The organism is Streptomyces sp. NPDC051104 (genome assembly GCF_040682835.1).
Lineage (GTDB): Bacteria > Actinomycetota > Actinomycetes > Streptomycetales > Streptomycetaceae > Streptomyces > Streptomyces cynarae.
Window position 1 is genome coordinate 180,736 of record NZ_JBFBBS010000001.1, and the last position, 19,418, is coordinate 200,153.

Here is a 19,418-nt window from a genome sequence, read left to right on the forward strand (position 1 = left end):
GCTGCCGCTGGGCGCATACTCGGAGGATCTACCCACGGTGACGGGCGGAACACCGAATGCGGCTTCCGGGCCGAGATCGAACGCGCCTTGTAGGCAGGAGCCGAGGAAGAGCATCACCTCCAGCGGCCGATCTCGACGTTCTCCAGGACCCCCAGCGCGTCCGGGACCAGGACGGCGGCCGAGTAGTACGCCGTCACCAGATAGCTGATGATCGCCTGCTCGTCGATGCCCATGAACCGCACCGACAGGCTCGGTTCGATCTCGTCGGGGATACCGGACTGGCGGAGTCCGATGACGCCCTGGTCCTCCTCCCCGGTACGCATGGCGATGATCGAGGTCGTACGGGCCTCGGTGACCGGGATCTTGTTGCACGGGTAGATCGGCACCCCGCGCCAGGTGGGGATGCGGTTGCCTCCGATGTCGATGGTCTCCGGGACGAGTCCGCGCTTGTTGAGTTCGCGGCCGAACGCGGAGATCGCACGCGGATGGGCGAGGAACAGCTTGGTGCCGCGCCGCCTGCTGAGCAGCTCGTCCATGTCGTCGGGACTCGGCACGCCGTCGTGCGGCTGCAGCCGCTGGTCGTACTCGCAGTTGCTGAGGAGCCCGAAGTCGGGGTTGTTGATGAGTTCGTGCTCCTGGCGCTCCTTGAGGGCCTCGACCGTCAGCCGGAGCTGGTGCTCGGTCTGGTTCATCGGCTGGTTGTAGAGGTCGGCCACGCGCGTGTGGATGCGCAGGACGGTCTGGGCGATGCTCAGCTCGTACTCGCGGGGCGAGGCCTCGTAGTCGACGAAGGTGTGCGGGATCTCCGGCTCACCGGTGTGGCCGGCGGCGAGGTCGATCGCCTTCTCGCCGTACTTGTTGGTGCGCTGGGCGGGGATCGAGCGCTGTCGGTGGAGGTGGTCGCGCAGCGACTGGGCCCGCTCCGCGATCTGGTCGACGTCCCGCCGGGGCAGGGCGAGCACCGTGCAGGTGGTGACCGCGCGGGCCGTGTACTCCCAGATGGCATCCGGGTCGAGCAGCGCCTGGTCACCGAAGTAGGCACCGTCGGCGAGGACACCGAGCACCGCGTCGTCCCCGTAGGGGCCCGTGCCGATCTTCTCCACCTTGCCGTGCGCGAGCAGGAACACCTCGTCGGCCTGACTGCCGAACTCGGCGAGCACGTCTCCTGGTGCGAACCTGCGCTGCTGGCAGCGCTGGGCGAGTTCGCCGAGCACGTCCAGGTCGTCGTACGCCCGCAGGGCGGGCAGCTCGCCCAGCTCCGCGGGGATGACCGCCACCTGGTCACCGGTCTTCACGAAGGTCACACGGCCGTCGCCCACCGCGTAGGTCAGGCGGCGGTTGACCCGGTACGTGCCACCCTGCACGTTCACCCACGGCAGCGTGCGCAGCAGCCACCGTGAGCTGATCTCCTGCATCTGGGGTGCGGACTTGGTGGTGGTGGCCAGGTTCCGCGCCGCCGCGGTGCCGAGGCTCTGCTGCGGCCTGTTCTCCTCGGCGCGTACCTCTTCGCCTACCGACATTGGTAATGCCCCTCCCGGTCATGCATCCGATCTGCGAGGACAAGCCTTCCATCACGCAACGTAGTCGCACCATTACACGAAAGAGCGGGAATGGATCACGGCTGCTCTGGGCACTTGAGCGCGCGTTTCCGAGCACCCTCGGCCGGTCACCGGTGTTCGACAATGGCGGGGTGACCAGCCCTGACGCGCGAGACGATCGCGACACGCCCGACCCGGCGACCGCGCTGCGCCCCCGCCTGCCGTCGCCGCTGCGGGAGATCGTGGACGAGCGGTTCGCGCGGTACGGCGTGCGGCTGCTGCTCAAGCGCGACGATCTGATCCACCCTGACCTCGTCGGCAACAAGTGGCGCAAGCTCGCCCCCAACCTGAGGGCCGCGGCAGGCCGCCCCCTGCTCACCTTCGGCGGCGCGTACTCCAACCATCTGCGGGCCACGGCCGCGGCGGGCCGGCTGCTGGGGCTGGAGACGATCGGAGTGGTGCGCGGCGAGGAGCTTGCCGGCCGCCCTCTCAACCCCTCGCTGGCCCGGTGCAGGGCCGACGGCATGCGACTGCACTTCATCGACAGGTCGATGTATCGCCACAAAGCGGAGCCGGAGACGCTGACCGGCATCCTGCGGGCGGCGGACGCCGAGGAGGCGTACGTGGTTCCGGAGGGCGGCAGCAACTCCCTCGCCGTGCGCGGCTGCCGCGCGCTCGGTAAGGAGCTGCGCGGCCGGGCGGACGTGGTCGCCGTGGCCTGCGGCACCGGCGGCACGCTGGCCGGCCTCTCGGCCGGCCTGGCCCCCGGCCAGCGGGCCCTCGGCATCCCCGTCCTGAAGGGCGGCTTCCTGACCGCCGAGGTGACCGCCCTGCAGACCCGCGCCTTCGGCGCCCGCCGCGGCACCTGGTCCCTCGACGACCGCTTCCACTTCGGCGGGTACGCCCGCACCACCCCCGAACTCGAAGCGTTCGCGACCGACTTCGCCTCCCGCCACGGCCTGCCGGTGGAACGGTTCTATGTCGCCAAGCTGCTGTACGGACTCGTCACGCTGACCAGGGAGGGGGCGTTCCCGAGAGGGACGACGGTGGCGGCCGTCATCACGGGTCGCCCCTTCCCCTGGGGGAGCCCTGGCCCCGGCCGGGGGCTCATGCCGTCTCCCGGAACGCCGCCGCCTCCTCCAGGTCCAGGCGGCGCAGCAGGGTGCGGAGCATCTCGTCGTCGATGTACCGGTGGTTGCGGAGTTTGACGAAGACCTCCCGCTCGGCGCCGATCATTTCGCTGGACAGCCGCCGGTAGGTGTCGTCGACCGTTTCGCCGGTCACCGGGTTCACCGAGCCCAGCCGCTCCCAGACAGCGTTGCGGCGGCGCTCCAGGACGGTGCGGAGCCGGTCGGCCAGTGGCGGCGGCAGTGCGTTGCGCTCGTCCTCCAGGAGTTCCTCGAGGCGCTGCTCGGCGGCCCGGGACGCCTGTGCCTGCGCGTTCGCCTCCGCGAGCGTCTCCGTCTGGGGGTCGCGCCCCGGCAGCCGCAGCAGCCGGATGATCGGTGGCAGGCTCAGTCCCTGCACCACCAGCGTGCCGATCACCGTCGTGAAGGTCAGGAAGAGGACCAGGTTGCGGTCGGGGAACGGGACGCCGCCGTGTACGGTCCGCGGGATCGAGAAGGCGATCGCGAGTGACACGACCCCCCTCATCCCCGCCCAGCCGATGATCAACGGCCCCTTCCACGTCGGGTTCTCCTCGCGCTCCCGGATGCGCCGGAAGAGCGCACGCGGCAGGAAGGTCGCCGGATACACCCAGGCGAACCGGGACACGACGACCACCAGGAACACGGCCACCGCGTACCAGGCCGCGCGCGTGCCCTCGTACGGACCGAGCCCCCTGAGGACGACCGGCAGCTGCAGTCCGATGAGCGCGAACACCGCCGACTCCAGCACGAACGCGACCATCTTCCACACCGCCTCCTCCTGGAGCCGGGTCGCGAAATCGACCTGATAGTTGTGGTAGCCGAGGTAGAGGGCGACGACGACCACGGCGAGAACACCGGAGGCGTGCACCCCTTCCGCGGCGCCGTAGGCGACGAACGGGATCAACAAGGAGAGCGTGTTCTGCAGCAGCGCCTCCTTCAGGTGGGTGCGCAGCCAGTGGATCGGCACCATCAGCAGCAGACCGATCACCACCCCGCCGACCGCCGCGAGCAGGAACTCCCGCACGCCGCCCGACCAGGTCGCGCCTTCGCCGACCGCCGCGGCCAGCGCCACCTTGTACGCGGTGATCGCGGTCGCGTCGTTCACCAGCGACTCCCCCTGCAGGATCGTGGTGATCCGCGAGGGCAGGCCCACCCGCCGGGCGACCGCCGTCGCCGCGACCGCGTCCGGCGGCGCGACCACCGCACCCAGGACCAGCGCAGCCGTCAGCGGCAGCCCCGGCACGATCAGGTACGCCGCCCAGCCCACGGCGAGCGTCGCGAAGAGCACGTATCCGACGGACAGCAGGGCGACCGGCCGCATCTGCGCCCTCAGGTCCAGGTAGGAGCTGTCGGTGGCCGCCGTGTACAGCAACGGGGGCAGCACCAGCGGCAGGACGATCTCGGGGACGAGGGTGTACTCGGGCACCCCGGGCAGGTACGAGACCGCGAGACCCACGGCGACCAGCAGCAGCGGCGCCGGCACCGGGGTCCGGCGCGCCGCCCCGGCAACGGCCGCGCTGCCGGCGACCAGCAACAGCAGTGGCACCACGTTCATCGTCTTCCGCCCGCCCTCTTTTTCCGCGCCGCTTCCCGCGGACCCGTCGTAATCTGGCCATCATGAAACAGTGCACGCACGGCGACGCGCTGCCGGACCCCGAGCCCACGCCCCAGAGCGAGACCTGCCTGGAGTGCCTCGCCGCCGGTACGCACCCGGTGCAACTGCGTCTGTGCCTGGAGTGCGGACACGTGGGCTGCTGCGACTCCTCGCCTCTTCGGCACGCCACGGCGCACCACGAGGCCAGCGGCCACCCGGTGATGCGCACTTTCGAACCGGGTGAGAACTGGCGCTGGTGCTTCGTCGATCATGTACTCGTGTGACCCCGGACCGGCGCCCGTGTGACCCTGTACCCGGACGGTTCGCCGGCCTGACGTCCGGGTACGTCAATCCGGCGCGCGCACTTCCCGATTGGTTCCGCCAGACCCCTAGCCACTGTGCGTATACATGGGTTTACTATCAGTGACAGCAAGGGGTCGGTGTCCCGGGGACAGGTACGTTGAGAGCGCGATAGCGTCACCGCTGAACCACGAGGGGCGTTACCCCGGGGGGCGACCCTCGGCCCCCGAAACAGCTTGTACCACCTTGGAGGTGAGGGTGTCCCAGATCGCAGGCGAGCCCGCGACCCAGGACTTCGTGGAAGTCCGGCTGCCGGCTGCGGGTGCCTACCTGTCGGTGCTGCGCACGGCCACGGCCGGTCTCGCGGCCCGTTTGGACTTCACCCTCGACGAGATCGAGGACCTGCGCATCGCGGTCGACGAGGCCTGCGCGATCCTGCTGCAGCAGGCCGTGCCCGGCTCGGTGCTCAGCTGTGTCTTCCGGCTCATCGACGACTCGCTGGAGGTCACGGTCGCGGCCCCGACCACGGACGGCCATGCCCCCTCGCGGGACACTTTCGCCTGGACAGTCCTGTCGGCCCTGGCCGGCAAGGTCTCCTCCGCGGTCTCCGACGACAAGACCGTGTCCATCAGCCTCTACAAACAGCGCGGCGCGGGACCCGGGCCGGCGTGACGAACGGGGACGGACCGGTGCGGGACGAAGAGCGCGGCACACGGAAGTTCTCCGCCGGGAGCGTGGGCGGCCCGGGCGGGGCGCCGCGCATGGCGGAAGGCGTGGACGGCATCCCCGAGCAGGCCCGTCCGCACCCGGAGGGCCAGGCGTCGGCGGTCATGGCACCCGTGCAGACGGGTCCGGCCGGAGCGGACGAGGCGCTCTCCGTCCGGGGCGGCGCACGACGGGATGCAGGCGGAGCCACGGGCACGTCCTCCGGAGGGCGGCGGACGACGGGCGGGACGATGAGCGAGCACGAGCGAAACGCTGAGCAGGGTGTGCCGGTCGGCGCACAGCACGACCCACAGGACCGCAGCGGCGCGCGGGCGATGTTCGTCGAACTGCGCAAGCTGAATGAAGGCAGCCCGGAGTACGCCGAGCTGCGCAACCAGCTGGTCCGTATGCACCTGCCGCTCGTCGAGCACCTCGCGCGCCGCTTCCGCAACCGCGGCGAGCCGCTGGACGATCTGACCCAGGTCGCCACCATCGGTCTGATCAAGTCGGTCGACCGCTTCGACCCGGAGCGGGGCGTCGAGTTCTCGACCTACGCGACCCCGACGGTCGTCGGCGAGATCAAGCGGCACTTCCGTGACAAGGGCTGGGCGGTGCGGGTGCCGCGGCGCCTTCAGGAGCTGCGCCTGGCCCTGACGACGGCCACGGCCGAGCTGTCCCAGCAGCACGGCCGCTCTCCGACGGTCCACGAGCTGGCCGAGAAGCTGGCCATCTCGGAGGAGGAGGTCCTGGAGGGCCTGGAGTCCGCCAACGCGTACTCGACGCTGTCCCTGGACGTCCCCGACACGGACGACGAGTCCCCGGCGGTCGCGGACACGCTCGGCGCGGAGGACGAGGCGCTGGAGGGCGTCGAGTACCGCGAGTCGCTCAAGCCGCTGCTGGAGGATCTTCCGCCGCGGGAGAAGCGGATCCTGCTGCTGCGCTTCTTCGGCAACATGACGCAGTCGCAGATCGCGCAGGAGGTCGGCATCTCGCAGATGCACGTCTCGCGTCTGCTGGCGCGGACACTGGCGCAGCTGCGGGACAAGCTGTTGGTGGAGGAGTAGGACGACGGCACGCGGGGCTGCTGGTCAGCGGCGCCCCGCGACGGCCGGGCGGTGCCCATCCCTCGCGTCGGCTCGGGGCGCGGAAGGCCGGCGACGGCCGCGATGTCGCTGGGGTCGCTGCTGTAGTCGGGCAGGGAAATCATCGGGCGCGGTCCCGTGCCCGGCGACGCCAAGCCGGCCCGGCCGGACGTTGGCTACCCTCCGGCTGCTCCGCGGGGCCGGACGCCGGCCACCCCTTCGAGACCGGCCACCGCTTCGGCTCCTCCGTGGAGCCGGACGCCGGCTACCGCTTCGGCTCCTCCGCGCGGCCGGGCCCGCGGATTCCGAGGGCCTGCGTCGTCGCCGGGTTCACCAGGAGCACCAGGGCCGTCACCGCGACGATCGCGAGCACGATGCCGACCGGGATCGCGACGCCGTCGGCGCGAAGCAGGTTGTACGCCACCGGCAGCGCCATGATCTGGGTGATGACGGCGGGCCCCCGGCTCCAGCCGCGCCGCAGCAGCAGACCCCGCGCGGCCAGCAGGGGAAGCAGCGCGAGCACGATCAGGGTGATGCCGAGGGTGACGGCCTGCTGACGGTCGTCCGGCGAGCCCGTGAGGCCGAGGACGAGCGTCCAGACGCCGCCCGCGACCAGAGCCAGCCCCTCCAAGCCGGCCAGCGCCGCCGCGGCGGTCAGCCGCGTGGGGCGGGGCCCGGCTTCGCGGGTCTCAGGGGTGGGGTTCTGCTCAGCGCTCACCCCTGAAGGGTAGCCCTCGCCCCGTTCACCGCCGCCGACGCCTTCGGCCCCGCAGTACCCAAGACCACTCCCGGCCCTCTTACCGGATCCCTACCCGGGCTGGGGCCGAATACCGCCCAGTAGGTACCCTGCACACCATGCGTGCACTCCTCGTGGTCAATCCGGCGGCAACCACCACAAGCGCACGTACCCGTGATGTCCTCATCCACGCGCTGGCGAGCGAGATGAAGCTCGAGCCGGTGACCACCGAGTACCGGGGGCACGCCCGGGACCTCGGCCGGCAGGCCGCGGAGAGCGAGGACATAGACCTGGTCGTGGCGCTCGGCGGGGACGGCACGGTCAACGAGGTCGTCAACGGCCTGCTGCACCACGGCCCCGACCCCGACCGCCTCCCCCTGCTCGCCGTGGTGCCCGGCGGCTCGACCAATGTCTTCGCCCGGGCCCTGGGCCTGCCCAACGACGTCGTGGAGGCCACCGGCGCCATCCTCGACGGCCTGCGCGAGCGCCGTGAGCGTGTGGTCGGCCTCGGTCTGGCCGCGGGTACCCCGGGCACCGAGGACGAGGCGGTGCCCTCCCGCTGGTTCACCTTCAACGCAGGCTTCGGCTTCGACGCGGGAGTGGTCGGACGGGTGGAGCAGCAGCGGGAGCAGGGCAAGCGGTCCACGCATGCGCTCTATCTGCGCCAGATGGTCCGTCAGTTCCTGGACGAACCGCATCGCAGGCACGGCACGATCACCCTGGAGCGGGCGGGTGAGGAGCCGGTCACCGATCTGGTCATGTCCATAATCTGCAACACCGCGCCCTGGACGTTTCTCGGCAATCGTCCGGTGTACGCCTCACCTAAGGCCTCGTTCGATACCGGCCTCGACGTACTGGCCTTCAGCCGGCTCTCGACGGCCTCGGTTGCCCGGTATGCGACCCAGTTGCTCACTTCGTCCTCCGAACGGGGACCCCGGGGCAGGCATGTGGTCTCGCTGCACGACCTGACGGGCTTCACCTTGCATTCCAAGGCGCCACTGCCCCTTCAGATGGACGGCGACCACCTGGGGGTGCGTACGAGCGTGACGTTCACAGGCGTACGCCGTGCACTGCGTGTGATTGTGTGAGCAGAAGGGGCCAAAGTCCTTTCACTCGAACGTTTAGGCCAGGATCCACCCCTTGGAAGTACGGCTGTGACCTAGTCGACACCAAGGAATCAAAAAAAACTTTCCGGAAGGGGTTGTATCCGCCGCTGAGGTTTGCGAGTCTCTACGTGGCGCTCGGGGCAGCCCGCAACACCGGCTCCCATCGAGAGTGCCCGAACCCCTCCTCAATCCACAGGACCACGTCAGTGAGTCTGACGATCGGCCCTTCACTTGTTGAGGGATTCGTGAAAGCGTTCACATTCACAAGCAATCTGCACGTAATACCACGGAGAGGTAGCAGCCATGGACTGGCGTCACAACGCCGTTTGCCGCGAGGAAGACCCCGAGCTCTTCTTCCCCATCGGCAACACTGGTCCTGCGCTGCTGCAGATCGAGGAAGCCAAGGCCGTCTGCCGTCGCTGCCCGGTTATCGAGCAGTGCCTGCAGTGGGCGCTCGAGTCCGGCCAGGACTCCGGCGTCTGGGGTGGTCTCAGCGAGGACGAGCGCCGCGCCATGAAGCGCCGCGCCGCCCGCAACCGGGCCCGTCAGGCCTCCGCCTGACACACCCGCCCCGACGAGCCTGAGCTTGGCGGCGCGTACAGCGAGTACGCTTCTCCCGCCCCCGAGCCGCAGCGCGCAGTCGCTAGCAGCAGCTGGCACCAACGAGCTTTAGCCCCGGACCACTTGGTGGTCCGGGGCTCATTGCTGTGGGGACGATGCCTGAGGGGCCGGGAGGACTGCGGTGTCCGTACTCGCTCGGCCGCCGCCCGGGCTCACTTCTGCGCACGGACCGGGATGTCCAGGATCACCCGAGTGCCGCGCCCCGGGGCCGGGACCATGTCGAAGGTCCCGCCCAACTCGCCCTCCACCAGCGTCCGTACGATCTGCAGCCCGAGGTTGCCCGCGGTCTGCGGGTCGAAGCCCTCGGGCAGGCCGACCCCGTCGTCCTGGACGGTGACCAGGAGGCGCGCCTCCTTCGGCGTACCGCCGCGGACGGCCGAGACCTCGACCGTGCCGGTGTCGCCCTGACGGAAGCCGTGCTCCAGCGCGTTCTGCAGGACCTCGGTGAGCACCATGGACAGCGGGGTGGCGACCTCCGCGTCGAGGATGCCGAAGCGGCCGCTGCGCCGGCCGGTGACCATGCCGGGCGAGATCTCCGCGACCATGGCGAGCACCCGGTCGGCGATCTCGTCGAACTCCACGCGTTCGTCCAGGTTCTGGGACAGCGTCTCATGGACGATGGCGATCGAGCCGACCCGTCGCACGGCCTCCTCGAGGGCCTCCCTGCCGCGATCGGACTCGATGCGGCGGGCCTGCAGGCGGAGCAGGGCGGCGACCGTCTGGAGGTTGTTCTTCACCCGGTGGTGGATCTCCCGGATGGTCGCGTCCTTGGTGATCAACTCGCGCTCGCGGCGCCGCAGTTCCGTGACGTCCCGCAGCAGGACCAGCGAGCCGATGCGCGTGCCCTTGGGCTTGAGGGGGATCGCCCGGAACTGGATCACCCCGTCCTTGGCCTCGATCTCGAACTCGCGCGGCGCCCATCCGCTGGCCAGCTTGACCAGTGCCTCGTCCACCGGCCCCTTGGTCGGGGCGAGTTCCGCGGTGGTCTTGCCGAGGTGGTGGCCGACGAGGTCGGCGGCGAGGCCGAGCCGGTGGTACGCCGACAGCGCGTTCGGTGACGCGTACTGGACGATGCCGTCCGCATCGAGCCTGATCAGGCCGTCGCCGACGCGCGGTGAGGCGTCCATGTCGACCTGCTGGTCGGGGAACGGGAAGGCGCCGGCCGCGATCATCTGGGCGAGGTCGGAGGCGCTCTGGAGGTACGTGAGCTCCAGGCGGCTCGGGGTACGCACGGTCAGCAGGTTGGTGTTGCGCGCGATGACGCCGAGGACCCGCCCCCCGCAGCGTACGGGGATGGACTCGACCCGGACCGGGACCTCCTCGCGCCACTCCGGGTCGCCCTCGCGCACGATCCGGCCCTCGTCCAGGGCCGCGTCCAGCATGGGGCGGCGGCCGCGGGGGACGAGGTGGCCGACCATGTCGTCCTGGTAGGACGTGGGGCCGGTGTTGGGGCGCATCTGGGCCACCGAAACATACCGGGTGCCGTCGAGAGTGGGCACCCACAGGACCAGGTCGGCGAAGGAGAGATCGGACAGCAGCTGCCACTCCGACACCAGCAGATGCAGCCACTCCAGGTCGGAGTCGCTGAGGGCGGTGTGCTGGCGGACCAGTTCGTTCATGGAGGGCACGTGTGCGAGGGTACCTGGGCGTTCGGACATCGATCGAGATCGGCCGGTGCAGGTACCCCGGTACGACCCTGCCCGGGAGGCGGTCCGGGTGCGGCGCTAGCCCCCGAAAGCACCCACGGGCCGCGGCGCCTGGGAGGGACCCTCAACCCTCCCGGCACCGCAGCCCGGAGCATCAACGGCCGCGGGGTGTGCGGTCCCGATCGGCCGAAGGTCGAGGAGCCGGAGCAGTCAGGGCAGAGAGCGCCGGTTCCTCGGTCCGTCTTCCTGTGCGGGGAAGACGGGGCTTGTGGATTTACTTACTTACCTAGCATTGTCGACCCGATGGACTAGACCACGCCGACGAGACCATGGTGCCGGGGTCCGGGTGCGTGTGTCCATGCGTTTGAGGATGTTTGTTGTTGTCTCTCAATCAGACATCCATGCCTTCACGCATCCGTCCCGGCCATCCCGACGGCCCACTCGGAGCGTAGTCCCCGTCGGTTCGTGCGTGGGGCCAGACGGCGAGGGCGACCTCGGCGAGCGCTTCCAGTTCCTCCCGGGTGGCCCCGTCGCGCGCCTGCTGGGACATGCCCTGGATGATCGCGCCGACGTACCGGGCGAGGACGCGGGCATCGGTACCCGCGGGCAGCTCACCGGCGGCGACTCCGGCCCGTATGCGGCTCTCGAAGGCGTCGATGTTCGCGTTGCGCCGCGCCCGCAGGGACTCCTCGATCTCCGGCGTCGTGCAGTTGGCGGCGGCGTGGACGACGAGGCAGCCGTGCGGGTGCCCGGGGGCGGTGTAGATCTCGGCGGCCTCGCGGAGCACCCGCTCGACAGCGGCGCGAGCGGTGGGCTCCTCGGCGAGGGCACGGTCACCGAAGGATCCGTACCGCTCGTCGTAGACGCCGACGACCTCCTCGAAGAGGGACCGCTTGTCACCGAACGCCGCGTACAGGCTCGGCGCGCCGATACCCATGACCCGGGTGAGGTCGGAGACGGAGGTGGCCTCGTAACCGTGCTCCCAGAACGCGAGGAGGGCCTTTTCGAGCGCGGTCCCCCGGTCGAAGGAACGGGGGCGTCCGCGCGGGCGGGAGGACCCGGAACCGCCGCGCGCAGGCGTCGACTTGGTCGTCGGCTCTCCCTCGGCCACGGCCCGCGTCAGCCCCTCGGATCGCGGATCGGTCTGTCGGTCGCCGTCCTGGCTCTCCACCATGGGGTGGATTTTATAGCGGGTGCTAGAGAAATGACGCCGCCCTGCAGTACGGTCTTTTGTGTATCGATCGCTAGAGAATGGGAGGGACGTCGGCATGGGCGTGCTCGCGGGGAGGACCGCGCTCGTCACGGGGGCGAGCAGGGGCATCGGCCGGGGAATCGCCGAGCGGCTGGCTCGTGACGGTGCGCGGGTGGCGGTGCACTACGGCCGGAACGAGGCGGCGGCGAAGGAGACGGTGGCAGCGATCGAGGCGGCCGGCGGTTCCGCGTTCGCGATCGGCGTCGAGCTGGGGCTGCCGGGCGACGCCCAGGCCACGCAGGACGGCGCGGCCTGGGCCGCCTCCATATCGGCACTGGGCCGCGTGGGCACCCCGGCGGACGTCGCCGACGTGGTGGCGTTCCTGGCCTCCGACGCCGGCCGGTGGGTCACGGGCAGCTGGGTGGACGCGACAGGAGGTTCGCTGGCGTAGGGCCTCCCGCGGACTTCCGGCACATCCAGAGGCTTCTCAGTGCGTCTCCGTCACCTTCGCCAGGGCGCGCGGGGCGTCCGGGTCCTGGCCGCGGGCGATGGTGACCTCGTACGCGAGGAGCTGGAGCGGGATGATCTCCAGGATCGGCTGGACCTCCTCGGCCACGCCCTCGGTCGACAGGACGAACCCCGCCGATGCCTGCTCGACCTGGCTCGGCGGTCCGATGACGACGAGGTCGGCGCCGCGGCCGCGCAGCCGGTCGAGTACGGGCTGGAGCGCGGCGCCGCCCTTGCCGTCCGTCACGACGGCGATGACCGGCGAGACGTTGTCGACCATGGCGAGCGGGCCGTGCAGGAGATCGGCGCCGGAGTAGGAGAGCGCGGGGATGTAGCTGGTCTCCATCAGCTTCAGCGCGGCTTCCTTGGCGGTGGGGTAGCCGTAGCCGCGCGAGGTGATGACCATGCGCTCGGCGAAGCGGTAGCGGGCGGCGAGGGTGCGGACTTCGTCCTGGCGGGCGAGGAGTTGCTCGGCGAGGTCGGGCAGTGCCTTCGCGGGGGCGCCGTCGCCGCCGCGCAGTCCTTCGACGAAGAGATAGAGGGCGAGAAGGGAGGCGGTGTAGGTCTTGGTCGCGGGGAGGGCCTTCTCCTCACCGGCCATGACGTCGATGTGGTACTCGGAGACGGCGGCCAGCGGTGAGTCCGGGTTGTTGGTCACGGCGAGCGTGAGGGCGCCGGCCTCGCGGGCGGCCCGCGTCGAGGCGGAGAGGTCCGGGGACCCGCCGGACTGACTGACGGTGATGACGAGGACGTCAGTGAGGTCGGGGCGAGCGCCGTAGGCCGTGGTCGTGGACATCGAGGTGAGACCGCAGGGCAGGCCGAGGCGGATCTCCAGGAGGTACTTGGCGTAGAGCGCGGCATTGTCCGAGGTGCCGCGGGCCGTCAGCAGCACGAACCGGGGCTTGCGGGCGGCGACCTCGCGGGCCACCTCCCGGATGCGCGGCGCCCCCTCCTCGAGGAGGCGGCGCAGCACGGCGGGCTGTTCGGCCATCTCCCGGGCCATGGTCCGTCCCGGGAGGTCTCGCTGGGGGTCCGGTGTCGTCGGCGTCATGGGGGTTCCTCCCGGGGTGGGCAGTGCTCTCGCTCTGGCCTGACGGCTCCTATTCCACCCCCTCGGACCCGGCGATGCCTCGGCGGGAGGCAGTGGCGGATCTGCGCCGGGCGATACCGGGCAGAGCAGCGCAGATCTGTAAGCGTGCCGGCCCGAATCCGCCAGGCAGGCGGCCTTGGTCGGGCCCCGCGTTCGGGTCGCCGCCGACTCCCGCCGGACCACCTCCCCACCTCCCGCCAACACCCCTGTCCGCAGCCCCTCCGACGGTCCCGGCTCTGTTAGATTGGTCTAAACCACATGGTCCCTTTCCCCGGTTCCCAGTCCCCTCTCCTCAGATCGGCAGGCCCAGCGTGGAAGTTGTCATCGTTCCGGACGCCCAGGCGGGTGGCGAGCTCATCGCCGAGGCCATGGCACAGCTGCTCCGACGCAAGCCCGACGCCCTGCTCGGTGTGGCCACCGGGTCGACACCGTTGCCCGTGTACGAGGCCCTCGCAGCGAGGGCGCGTTCCGGTGCCGTGGACGTTTCGCGGGCGCGTGTCGCCCAGCTCGACGAGTACGTCGGACTCCCCGCGGACCACCCGGAGTCGTACCGTTCCGTCCTCCGGCGGGAGGTGCTGGAGCCGCTCGGCATAGGCATGGACGCCTTCCTGGGGCCCGACGGCACTGCGGAGGACGTTCAGGCCGCGTGCGCGGCGTACGACAGGGCGCTCGCCGAGGCCGGTGGCGTGGATCTGCAGTTGCTCGGGATCGGGACCGACGGGCACATCGGGTTCAACGAGCCGTGCTCCTCGCTCGCCTCCCGCACCCGTATCAAGACGCTCACCGAGCAGACCCGTATCGACAACGCCCGCTTCTTCGACGGCGACATCGACCAGGTGCCGCACCATGTGATCACCCAGGGCATAGGCACCATCCTCGAGGCGCGGCACTTGGTGCTGCTGGCGACCGGCGAGGGCAAGGCGGACGCGGTCGCCGCGACCGTCGAGGGCCCGGTCGCCGCCGTCTGCCCGGCCTCCGCGCTCCAACTCCACCCGCACGCGACCGTCGTCGTGGACGAGGCCGCCGCGTCCAAGCTGAAGCTCGCCGACTACTTCCGCCACACCTACGCCAACAAGCCCGACTGGCAGGGCATCTAGCACCCTCACAAGGAAGACGCCTCAAAAGGATGACGCCGGGACCGGACGGCACCCGGACCCGGCATCCTCCCCGCCACGGCTCAACGGCCCGCGATGGCCTCCGCCGCCGCCTGACCGCACACCCGTGCCGCCCCATGGGTGGCGATGTGCAGGGCGCCGCGAGGAGCGGCCTGGGGCACGCCCATCTCGACCACGACCGTGTCGGGACGCTGCGCGAGGAGCGTGTCCAGGGCGGAGGCCATCCAGGGGTGGCGGTGCTCGTCGCGGACCACCGCCACGATCCGCCGGGGCCCGGCGGCGGCCAGCGCCGCGCGGCCCGCCACCTCCCCGGAGAAGCTGCCCGTCTCCGTGCCGGGAAGCAGGCGGAGCAGTTCGGCGGCCACGCCCCACGGGGTCTCTTCGCCCACCGCGATGTTGGCCACGGGGGTGAGGGCGGCGACATAGGGCGGCTCGGTGAGCGGGGTGAAGCCCTCTTCGCCGGTGACCTTCAGCGCGCGGCGGGCCGCGAGCAGGCCGATGTCGGCGACGGGCGGCCGGTGTGCGCCGGCGCCGTCCGCGGCCGCCGACGCCGTCCACCGTGCCAGCTCCCGTACGCGTTCCGCGGCCTCGGCGAGCCGTTCCTCGGCCAGCTCGCCGGAGCGGACCGCCGCCACCAGGGCGTCCCGCAGACGTCGTACCGTCTCGTCGTCCGCGAGTCCGCCGCCCACGCAGATGGCGTCCGCACCGGCCGCGATGGCGAGGACGCTGCCGCGCTCGATGCCGTACGTCCCTGCGATCGCCCGCATCTCCATGCCGTCGGTGACGATCAGGCCGTCGTAGGCGAGCTCGTCGCGCAGCAGGTCGATCAGGATGCGCCGGGACAACGTTGCCGGGCGGTCCGGGTCCAGGGCCGGGACCAGGATGTGCGCGCTCATCACCGCCCGCGTGCCGGCGGTGATCGCCGCGCGGAACGGGGCGAGGTCGCGGTCATGGAGCACCGCTGGTTCCGCGTCGATGCGCGGGAGGGCGTGGTGGGAGTCGACCTCGGTGTCGCCGTGGCCCGGGAAGTGCTTGGTGCAGGCGGCGACACCGGCGGACTGCAGGCCGGTGACGTAGGCGGCGGTGTGGCGGGCCACCAGCTCGGGGGCGGCACCGAAGGACCGGACGCCGATCACCGGGTTGGCGGGGTTGGAGTTCACATCGGCCGAGGGCGCCCAGTTGAGGTTGACCCCGCACTCGGCGAGCCGGCGGCCGAGTGCGTACGCCACCTCGCGAGTCAGGTCGGCGTCGTCGACCGCGCCCAGCGCGTGGTTGCCCGGGAAGGAGGAGCCGTTCCGCACCTCCAGGCGGGTGACGTCTCCTCCCTCCTCGTCGATCGCGACGAGCACGTCGTCGCGTTCGGCGCGCAACTGGGCGGTCAAGGCGGCGAGTTGGCCGGGCGAGGTGATGTTGCGGCCGAACAGGCCCACGGATGCCAGGCCCTCGCCGAGGCGGCGCAGCAGCCAGTCGGGGGCGGTGGTGCCGATGAAGCCGGGTTGGAGGACCGTCAGCGCGTCGCGCGTCAGAGTGTCCGTGCCGCTGGCGAATGTCGTCATCGGGGGCGTTATCCCTTCACGGCGCCCGCGGTGAGGCCCGCGGCCATCTTGCGCTGGACGAGGAGGAAGAGCACGACGATCGGCACCGCCATCATCGTGGCACCGGCCATCATCGGGGCGTACTCGGTGCCGTGCTTGGTGGTGAAGTTGCCGAGCCAGACGGTCGCGGTCTGGTTCTGCTGGCTCATCAGCATCAGCGCGTACAGGTACTCGTTCCAGGCCTGGATGAAGCCGTAGACCGAGGTGGCGACCAGGCCGGGGGCCAGCAGCGGGACGACCACGCGCAGGAAGGCCCCGGTGCGCGAGCAGCCGTCCACCATCGCCGCCTCCTCCAGCTCCCGCGGGATGTTGACGATGAATCCGCGCAGCGTCCACACCGTGAACGGGAGGATGAAGGTCAGGTAGGTGATGATGAGGCCGGACAGCTTGTCGTACTGGCCGAGGTCGTTGAGCAGCAGGAACACCGGGATGATCATGGCGATGAGCGGGACCATCTGGACCGCCAGGATGCCCACGATCACGATCTTCCGGCCGCGGAAGGCGAACCGGGAGATGGCGAGCGCGGCCAGCATGCCGAAGACGATGCCGATCGCGACCACCGACAGCGACACGATCAGACTGCGGCCGACCGGTCCCCAGAAGTCGGCGATGTCCAGCGCCCGGCGGAAGTTGGCCAGTGTGACGCCCGTGGGCAGCAGGCTCGGGTCCGGGTCGATGGCGTCCTTCGCCGGTTTGAACGCCGTGTCGACCATCCAGTAGACGGGGAAGCCCGCGGTGAGGAAGACAAGGAGTCCGAGGAGGTTCCAGCCGAGCCGGGACCTGGTCCGGCGGCGGGCAAGGTCCCGCCCGGTGAGCGTCGTCGCGCTCATGCCGCTCATTCGACTTCTCCGATCTTCAGCATCTGGCGCATGTAGAGGGCGACGACGCCGAGCAGCAACAGCACGGTGATCAGCGCGATCGCGGAGCCCTGGCCGTAGTCGCCGACCACGAACGCCCGGTCGTACGAGTACGTGGTGAGCAGCTGGAACTCGGCCTCGGGGTGGCCGCCGCGCATCACGAAGACCTGCGGGAAGACGCCCATGTCCCAGATGACGGAGAGGGTCGCGAGCATCACGATGATCGGCTTAAGAATCGGGAGGGTGACGTGGCGGAACACCCCCCAGGAGCCCGCGCCGTCCAGCCGGGCCGCCTCCTCCAGCTCCTTCGGCACCTGGGTGAGGCCCGCGCCGAGCGTGATGACGACGAACGGGACGGCGCCCCAGACCACGAGCAGCATGATCACGGCCAGGCCCTGCGGTCCGCTCGCGAACCAGTTGTGGCCGATCAGATGCACACCGGGCAGCTTGCTCAGCAGTGCGTTGAGGATGCCGTAGTCCGAGTCGAACAGCCACTTGAAGACGGTGGTGGCCACGATGACCGGCATGCCCCAGCTGGCCACCAGGGCAATGTTGATCAGCGTCTTCATCCAGCCGGAGACCCGCTGGAGCAGCAGCGCGATCAGCATGCCGAGGACCATGGTGAAGATCACCGAGCCGGCCGCGAAGACGGTCGTACGCACGACCACCGCCCAGAACTCGCCGTCCTCAAGCACGTTGATGAAGTTGGCGAACCCGGCCGACTGGGCCGGCTGGAACCCCCACAGCTGGGACTGGCCGAACTTCTGGAAGGACAGGGTCACCAGGCGGACCAGCGGATAGCCCATCACCAGGGCGAGGACCAGCAGACAGGGTGCGAGCAGCGCCCAGGGGACGGCGGCCGCGCCCGGCGCCCGCCCTCTGCGTGGCCTCGCGGCGACGGCGCCCGGTGGTGGAGGCGCCGGCCGCGGCGGCGGCACCTTGGCAGGGGTGGTCGTGTCTGCGGCACTCATCGCGCGCTCCTCAGCGGTCCCTGTAGGTCGTACGAGACGCAGGGCCCCTCCCCGAACACCCCCCGGGTTCCACGGGGCCCTGCCGTCGGCTCACTTGGTGTTGATGACCTTGTCGATCGCGGCGTCCGTGTCCTTCGCGGCGGCCTCGACCGACTTCTTGCCGGTGCCGATGTCCTGCAGCATCGTCTGCAGGACCTGCGCCTTCTCGACCTGGCCCCAGCCGGGTGCCATGGGGACGAACCAGTTGGACTCGGCCGCGGTGGCCGGGACCGCCGTCGCCGGGTCGTTCTTCAGGGTCGCGAGGTCGGTCTTGTTGTTGGGCAGGTTGCCCTTGGCGATGAGGCCCTTCTGGCCCTGCGATCCGGTGAACGCGTTGATCCACTCGGCGGCCAGTGCCTGCGCCTTGGACTTCACCGGGATCGCCAGGTCGGAACCGCCCAGGAAGACGGGCATGTTCTTGCCGGACGGACCGGGCATCACGAAGTTCTCGAGGTTGTTCTTCAGCTTGCCGGTCTTGTCGTTCTTGGGGTCGGCCGTGGTCGCGCCCTCCCAGGCGGCGGCGAAGATCATGGCTGACTTGCCCTGGCCGTAGACGATGTACCGGTCGGACTCGTCCTTGGTCTTGTCGCCGTGCATGTACTTGTCGATGACCGTCTTGAACTCGCTGAGGCCCTTGAGGGACTCCGGCGAGGAGAGGTTGGCCTTCCACTGGCCGCCCTCCTGCTTGGCGATGGAGCCGCCGGCGTCGTAGACGAAGGACATGGCCGCGTACCAGTCGCGCGTGGGCTGGTACCAGGCGCTGAACCCGCTGCCCTCCTTCTTCTGGATCTTGTCCAGGTCGGCGGTGAGCTCCTGGTACGTCTTCGGCGGCGTCTTGGCGCCGACCGAAGCGGCGATGTCCTTGCGCCAGTTGGCGACGCGGCCGCCGGCGTAGTAGGGGACGCCGTAGGTCTTGCCGTCGTACGTCACGGAGGCCTTGAGGCCGTCCAGCCACTGGGCGGAGTTGTCGAACTTGGCCACGTCCACGGGGGCGAAGGCACCCTTGACCATGTAGCCGAGCATCTCCGTGTTGCCCATCTCGACCACGTCGGGCGCCTTGTCGGTGGCGAGGACGGCGTCGAGCTTGGTGTTCTTGTCCGGCCAGCCGTAGTACTCGTGGTTGATCTTCAGGTCCGGGTGCTTCTTCAGCACCGCGTCGTCGGCGGCCTTCACCAGCGCCGGCCAGTTGTTCTGGGCGTCGACCGTCAACCAGACGGTGAGCTCCTTGGCGTCCGCCCCCGTGCTCGACCCGCCGGACTTCCCGCCCCCGCACGCCGCGATGGAGACCATCATGCCCGCGATACCGATCGCGACTGTCAGTTTGCGCTTCACGCCATCCTCCTCAGGGATGCCACAAACCCCCCTTGTCCCCGCGGCGTGACGACGCGCACCGCCCGTGGGGCCGGGACCTGGACCAATGGTGTAGACCAGTAGGGGGGAGCTTGGCTCAGACCAATAGGCGCGTCAAGGGTGTTCGAGCCGCTCAGGGCGTTCGTTATGCGACCTACATATGAAAGGACCTTTAAGTAGGAACCCAGCGAAAACGGGCACCCGGATTCCTGCGGCCGCGACTGGA

The 19,418-nt window shown here is 70.2% G+C and carries 18 protein-coding genes; 8 read left to right on the plus strand and 10 right to left on the minus strand.

The features are described 5' to 3' along the window. Positions 1 to 113: 113 nt before the first annotated feature. On the minus strand, positions 114 to 1,520 hold the full coding sequence (locus AB0N14_RS00935; protein ID WP_366023614.1) for a family 2B encapsulin nanocompartment shell protein: 1,407 nt from the start codon (positions 1,518 to 1,520) through the stop codon (positions 114 to 116). A 170-nt stretch (positions 1,521 to 1,690) separates the two neighbouring features. On the opposite strand from AB0N14_RS00935, the gene AB0N14_RS00940 reads away from it, so the two are divergent. Beyond that, positions 1,691 to 2,746, plus strand: coding sequence for a pyridoxal-phosphate dependent enzyme (locus AB0N14_RS00940; protein WP_366023615.1), 1,056 nt, complete (start codon positions 1,691 to 1,693; stop codon positions 2,744 to 2,746). Here the strand turns inward: AB0N14_RS00940 and AB0N14_RS00945 are convergent. Then, the gene (locus AB0N14_RS00945; protein ID WP_366023616.1) at positions 2,646 to 4,241 is read right to left on the minus strand and encodes a Na+/H+ antiporter; all 1,596 of its coding nucleotides are present in this window, start codon (positions 4,239 to 4,241) and stop codon (positions 2,646 to 2,648) included. The two genes, AB0N14_RS00940 and AB0N14_RS00945, sit on opposite strands and share 101 nt — an antisense overlap. A gap of 62 nt (positions 4,242 to 4,303) precedes the next feature. On the opposite strand from AB0N14_RS00945, the gene AB0N14_RS00950 reads away from it, so the two are divergent. The 3 genes from AB0N14_RS00950 (at position 4,304) to AB0N14_RS00960 (ending at position 6,349) form a co-directional block, all read left to right on the plus strand. Beyond that, on the plus strand, positions 4,304 to 4,564 hold the full coding sequence (locus AB0N14_RS00950; protein ID WP_366023617.1) for a UBP-type zinc finger domain-containing protein: 261 nt from the start codon (positions 4,304 to 4,306) through the stop codon (positions 4,562 to 4,564). 274 nt (positions 4,565 to 4,838) lie between these two features. Then, positions 4,839 to 5,252 carry an anti-sigma regulatory factor gene (locus tag AB0N14_RS00955; RefSeq protein WP_103839295.1) on the plus strand — a complete coding sequence of 138 codons (414 nt, stop codon included), beginning with the start codon at positions 4,839 to 4,841 and terminating at the stop codon, positions 5,250 to 5,252. Beyond that, a complete protein-coding gene (locus AB0N14_RS00960) occupies positions 5,249 to 6,349 on the plus strand; it encodes an RNA polymerase sigma factor SigF (protein ID WP_366023618.1) in 1,101 nt (366 codons plus the stop codon). The genes AB0N14_RS00955 and AB0N14_RS00960 overlap by 4 nt, the downstream gene beginning before the upstream one ends. 283 nt (positions 6,350 to 6,632) lie before the next feature. Here AB0N14_RS00960 and AB0N14_RS00965 read toward each other — a convergent pair whose 3' ends face one another. Continuing rightward, positions 6,633 to 7,085 (minus strand): hypothetical protein, encoded by a 453-nt coding sequence (locus AB0N14_RS00965; protein WP_366023619.1) that lies wholly within the window; start codon positions 7,083 to 7,085, stop codon positions 6,633 to 6,635. Positions 7,086 to 7,222: 137 nt separating this feature from the next. Between AB0N14_RS00965 and AB0N14_RS00970 the strand changes: the two genes are divergently transcribed. Together AB0N14_RS00970 and AB0N14_RS00975 are read left to right on the plus strand one after the other, a co-directional pair. After that, positions 7,223 to 8,191 carry a diacylglycerol kinase family protein gene (locus AB0N14_RS00970; RefSeq protein WP_366023620.1) on the plus strand — a complete coding sequence of 323 codons (969 nt, stop codon included), beginning with the start codon at positions 7,223 to 7,225 and terminating at the stop codon, positions 8,189 to 8,191. Positions 8,192 to 8,512: 321 nt separating this feature from the next. After that, positions 8,513 to 8,770 carry a WhiB family transcriptional regulator gene (locus tag AB0N14_RS00975; protein WP_003992873.1) on the plus strand — a complete coding sequence of 86 codons (258 nt, stop codon included), beginning with the start codon at positions 8,513 to 8,515 and terminating at the stop codon, positions 8,768 to 8,770. Between the two features lie 212 nt (positions 8,771 to 8,982). Here the strand turns inward: AB0N14_RS00975 and AB0N14_RS00980 are convergent, their stop codons facing one another. Both AB0N14_RS00980 and AB0N14_RS00985 read right to left on the minus strand, forming a co-directional pair. Continuing rightward, a complete protein-coding gene (locus AB0N14_RS00980; protein ID WP_366024223.1) occupies positions 8,983 to 10,449 on the minus strand; it encodes a PAS domain-containing sensor histidine kinase in 1,467 nt (488 codons plus the stop codon). A gap of 418 nt (positions 10,450 to 10,867) precedes the next feature. Further along, complete coding sequence (locus AB0N14_RS00985) at positions 10,868 to 11,650, minus strand: TetR/AcrR family transcriptional regulator (protein WP_366023621.1); 783 nt, start codon at positions 11,648 to 11,650, stop codon at positions 10,868 to 10,870. 94 nt (positions 11,651 to 11,744) lie between these two features. On the opposite strand from AB0N14_RS00985, the gene AB0N14_RS00990 reads away from it, so the two are divergent. After that, entirely contained in the window at positions 11,745 to 12,119 is a 375-nt protein-coding gene (locus AB0N14_RS00990) for an SDR family oxidoreductase (RefSeq protein ID WP_366023622.1), read from the plus strand. 36 nt (positions 12,120 to 12,155) lie between these two features. On the opposite strand, the gene AB0N14_RS00995 is transcribed toward AB0N14_RS00990, so the two are convergent. After that, positions 12,156 to 13,226 carry an SIS domain-containing protein gene (locus AB0N14_RS00995; RefSeq protein ID WP_366023623.1) on the minus strand — a complete coding sequence of 357 codons (1,071 nt, stop codon included), beginning with the start codon at positions 13,224 to 13,226 and terminating at the stop codon, positions 12,156 to 12,158. 350 nt (positions 13,227 to 13,576) lie between these two features. Between AB0N14_RS00995 and nagB the strand changes: the two genes are divergently transcribed. Then, on the plus strand, positions 13,577 to 14,362 hold the full coding sequence (gene nagB, locus AB0N14_RS01000) for a glucosamine-6-phosphate deaminase (RefSeq protein WP_366023624.1): 786 nt from the start codon (positions 13,577 to 13,579) through the stop codon (positions 14,360 to 14,362). Positions 14,363 to 14,442: 80 nt separating this feature from the next. On the opposite strand, the gene AB0N14_RS01005 is transcribed toward nagB, so the two are convergent. The 4 genes from AB0N14_RS01005 to AB0N14_RS01020 form a co-directional block, all read right to left on the minus strand. Continuing rightward, positions 14,443 to 15,936 (minus strand): glycoside hydrolase family 3 N-terminal domain-containing protein, encoded by a 1,494-nt coding sequence (locus AB0N14_RS01005; protein WP_366023625.1) that lies wholly within the window; start codon positions 15,934 to 15,936, stop codon positions 14,443 to 14,445. Positions 15,937 to 15,944: 8 nt separating this feature from the next. Then, on the minus strand, positions 15,945 to 16,814 hold the full coding sequence (locus AB0N14_RS01010) for a carbohydrate ABC transporter permease (protein ID WP_366023626.1): 870 nt from the start codon (positions 16,812 to 16,814) through the stop codon (positions 15,945 to 15,947). Next, positions 16,811 to 17,803, minus strand: a complete 993-nt coding sequence (locus AB0N14_RS01015; RefSeq protein ID WP_366023627.1) for a sugar ABC transporter permease — start codon at positions 17,801 to 17,803, stop codon at positions 16,811 to 16,813. Before AB0N14_RS01015 ends, AB0N14_RS01010 begins: the two co-directional genes overlap by 4 nt. A gap of 90 nt (positions 17,804 to 17,893) precedes the next feature. After that, positions 17,894 to 19,174: an extracellular solute-binding protein gene (locus tag AB0N14_RS01020; protein ID WP_366023628.1), complete on the minus strand. Its 1,281-nt coding sequence runs from the start codon at positions 19,172 to 19,174 to the stop codon at positions 17,894 to 17,896. Between the last annotated feature and the right edge of the window lie 244 nt (positions 19,175 to 19,418).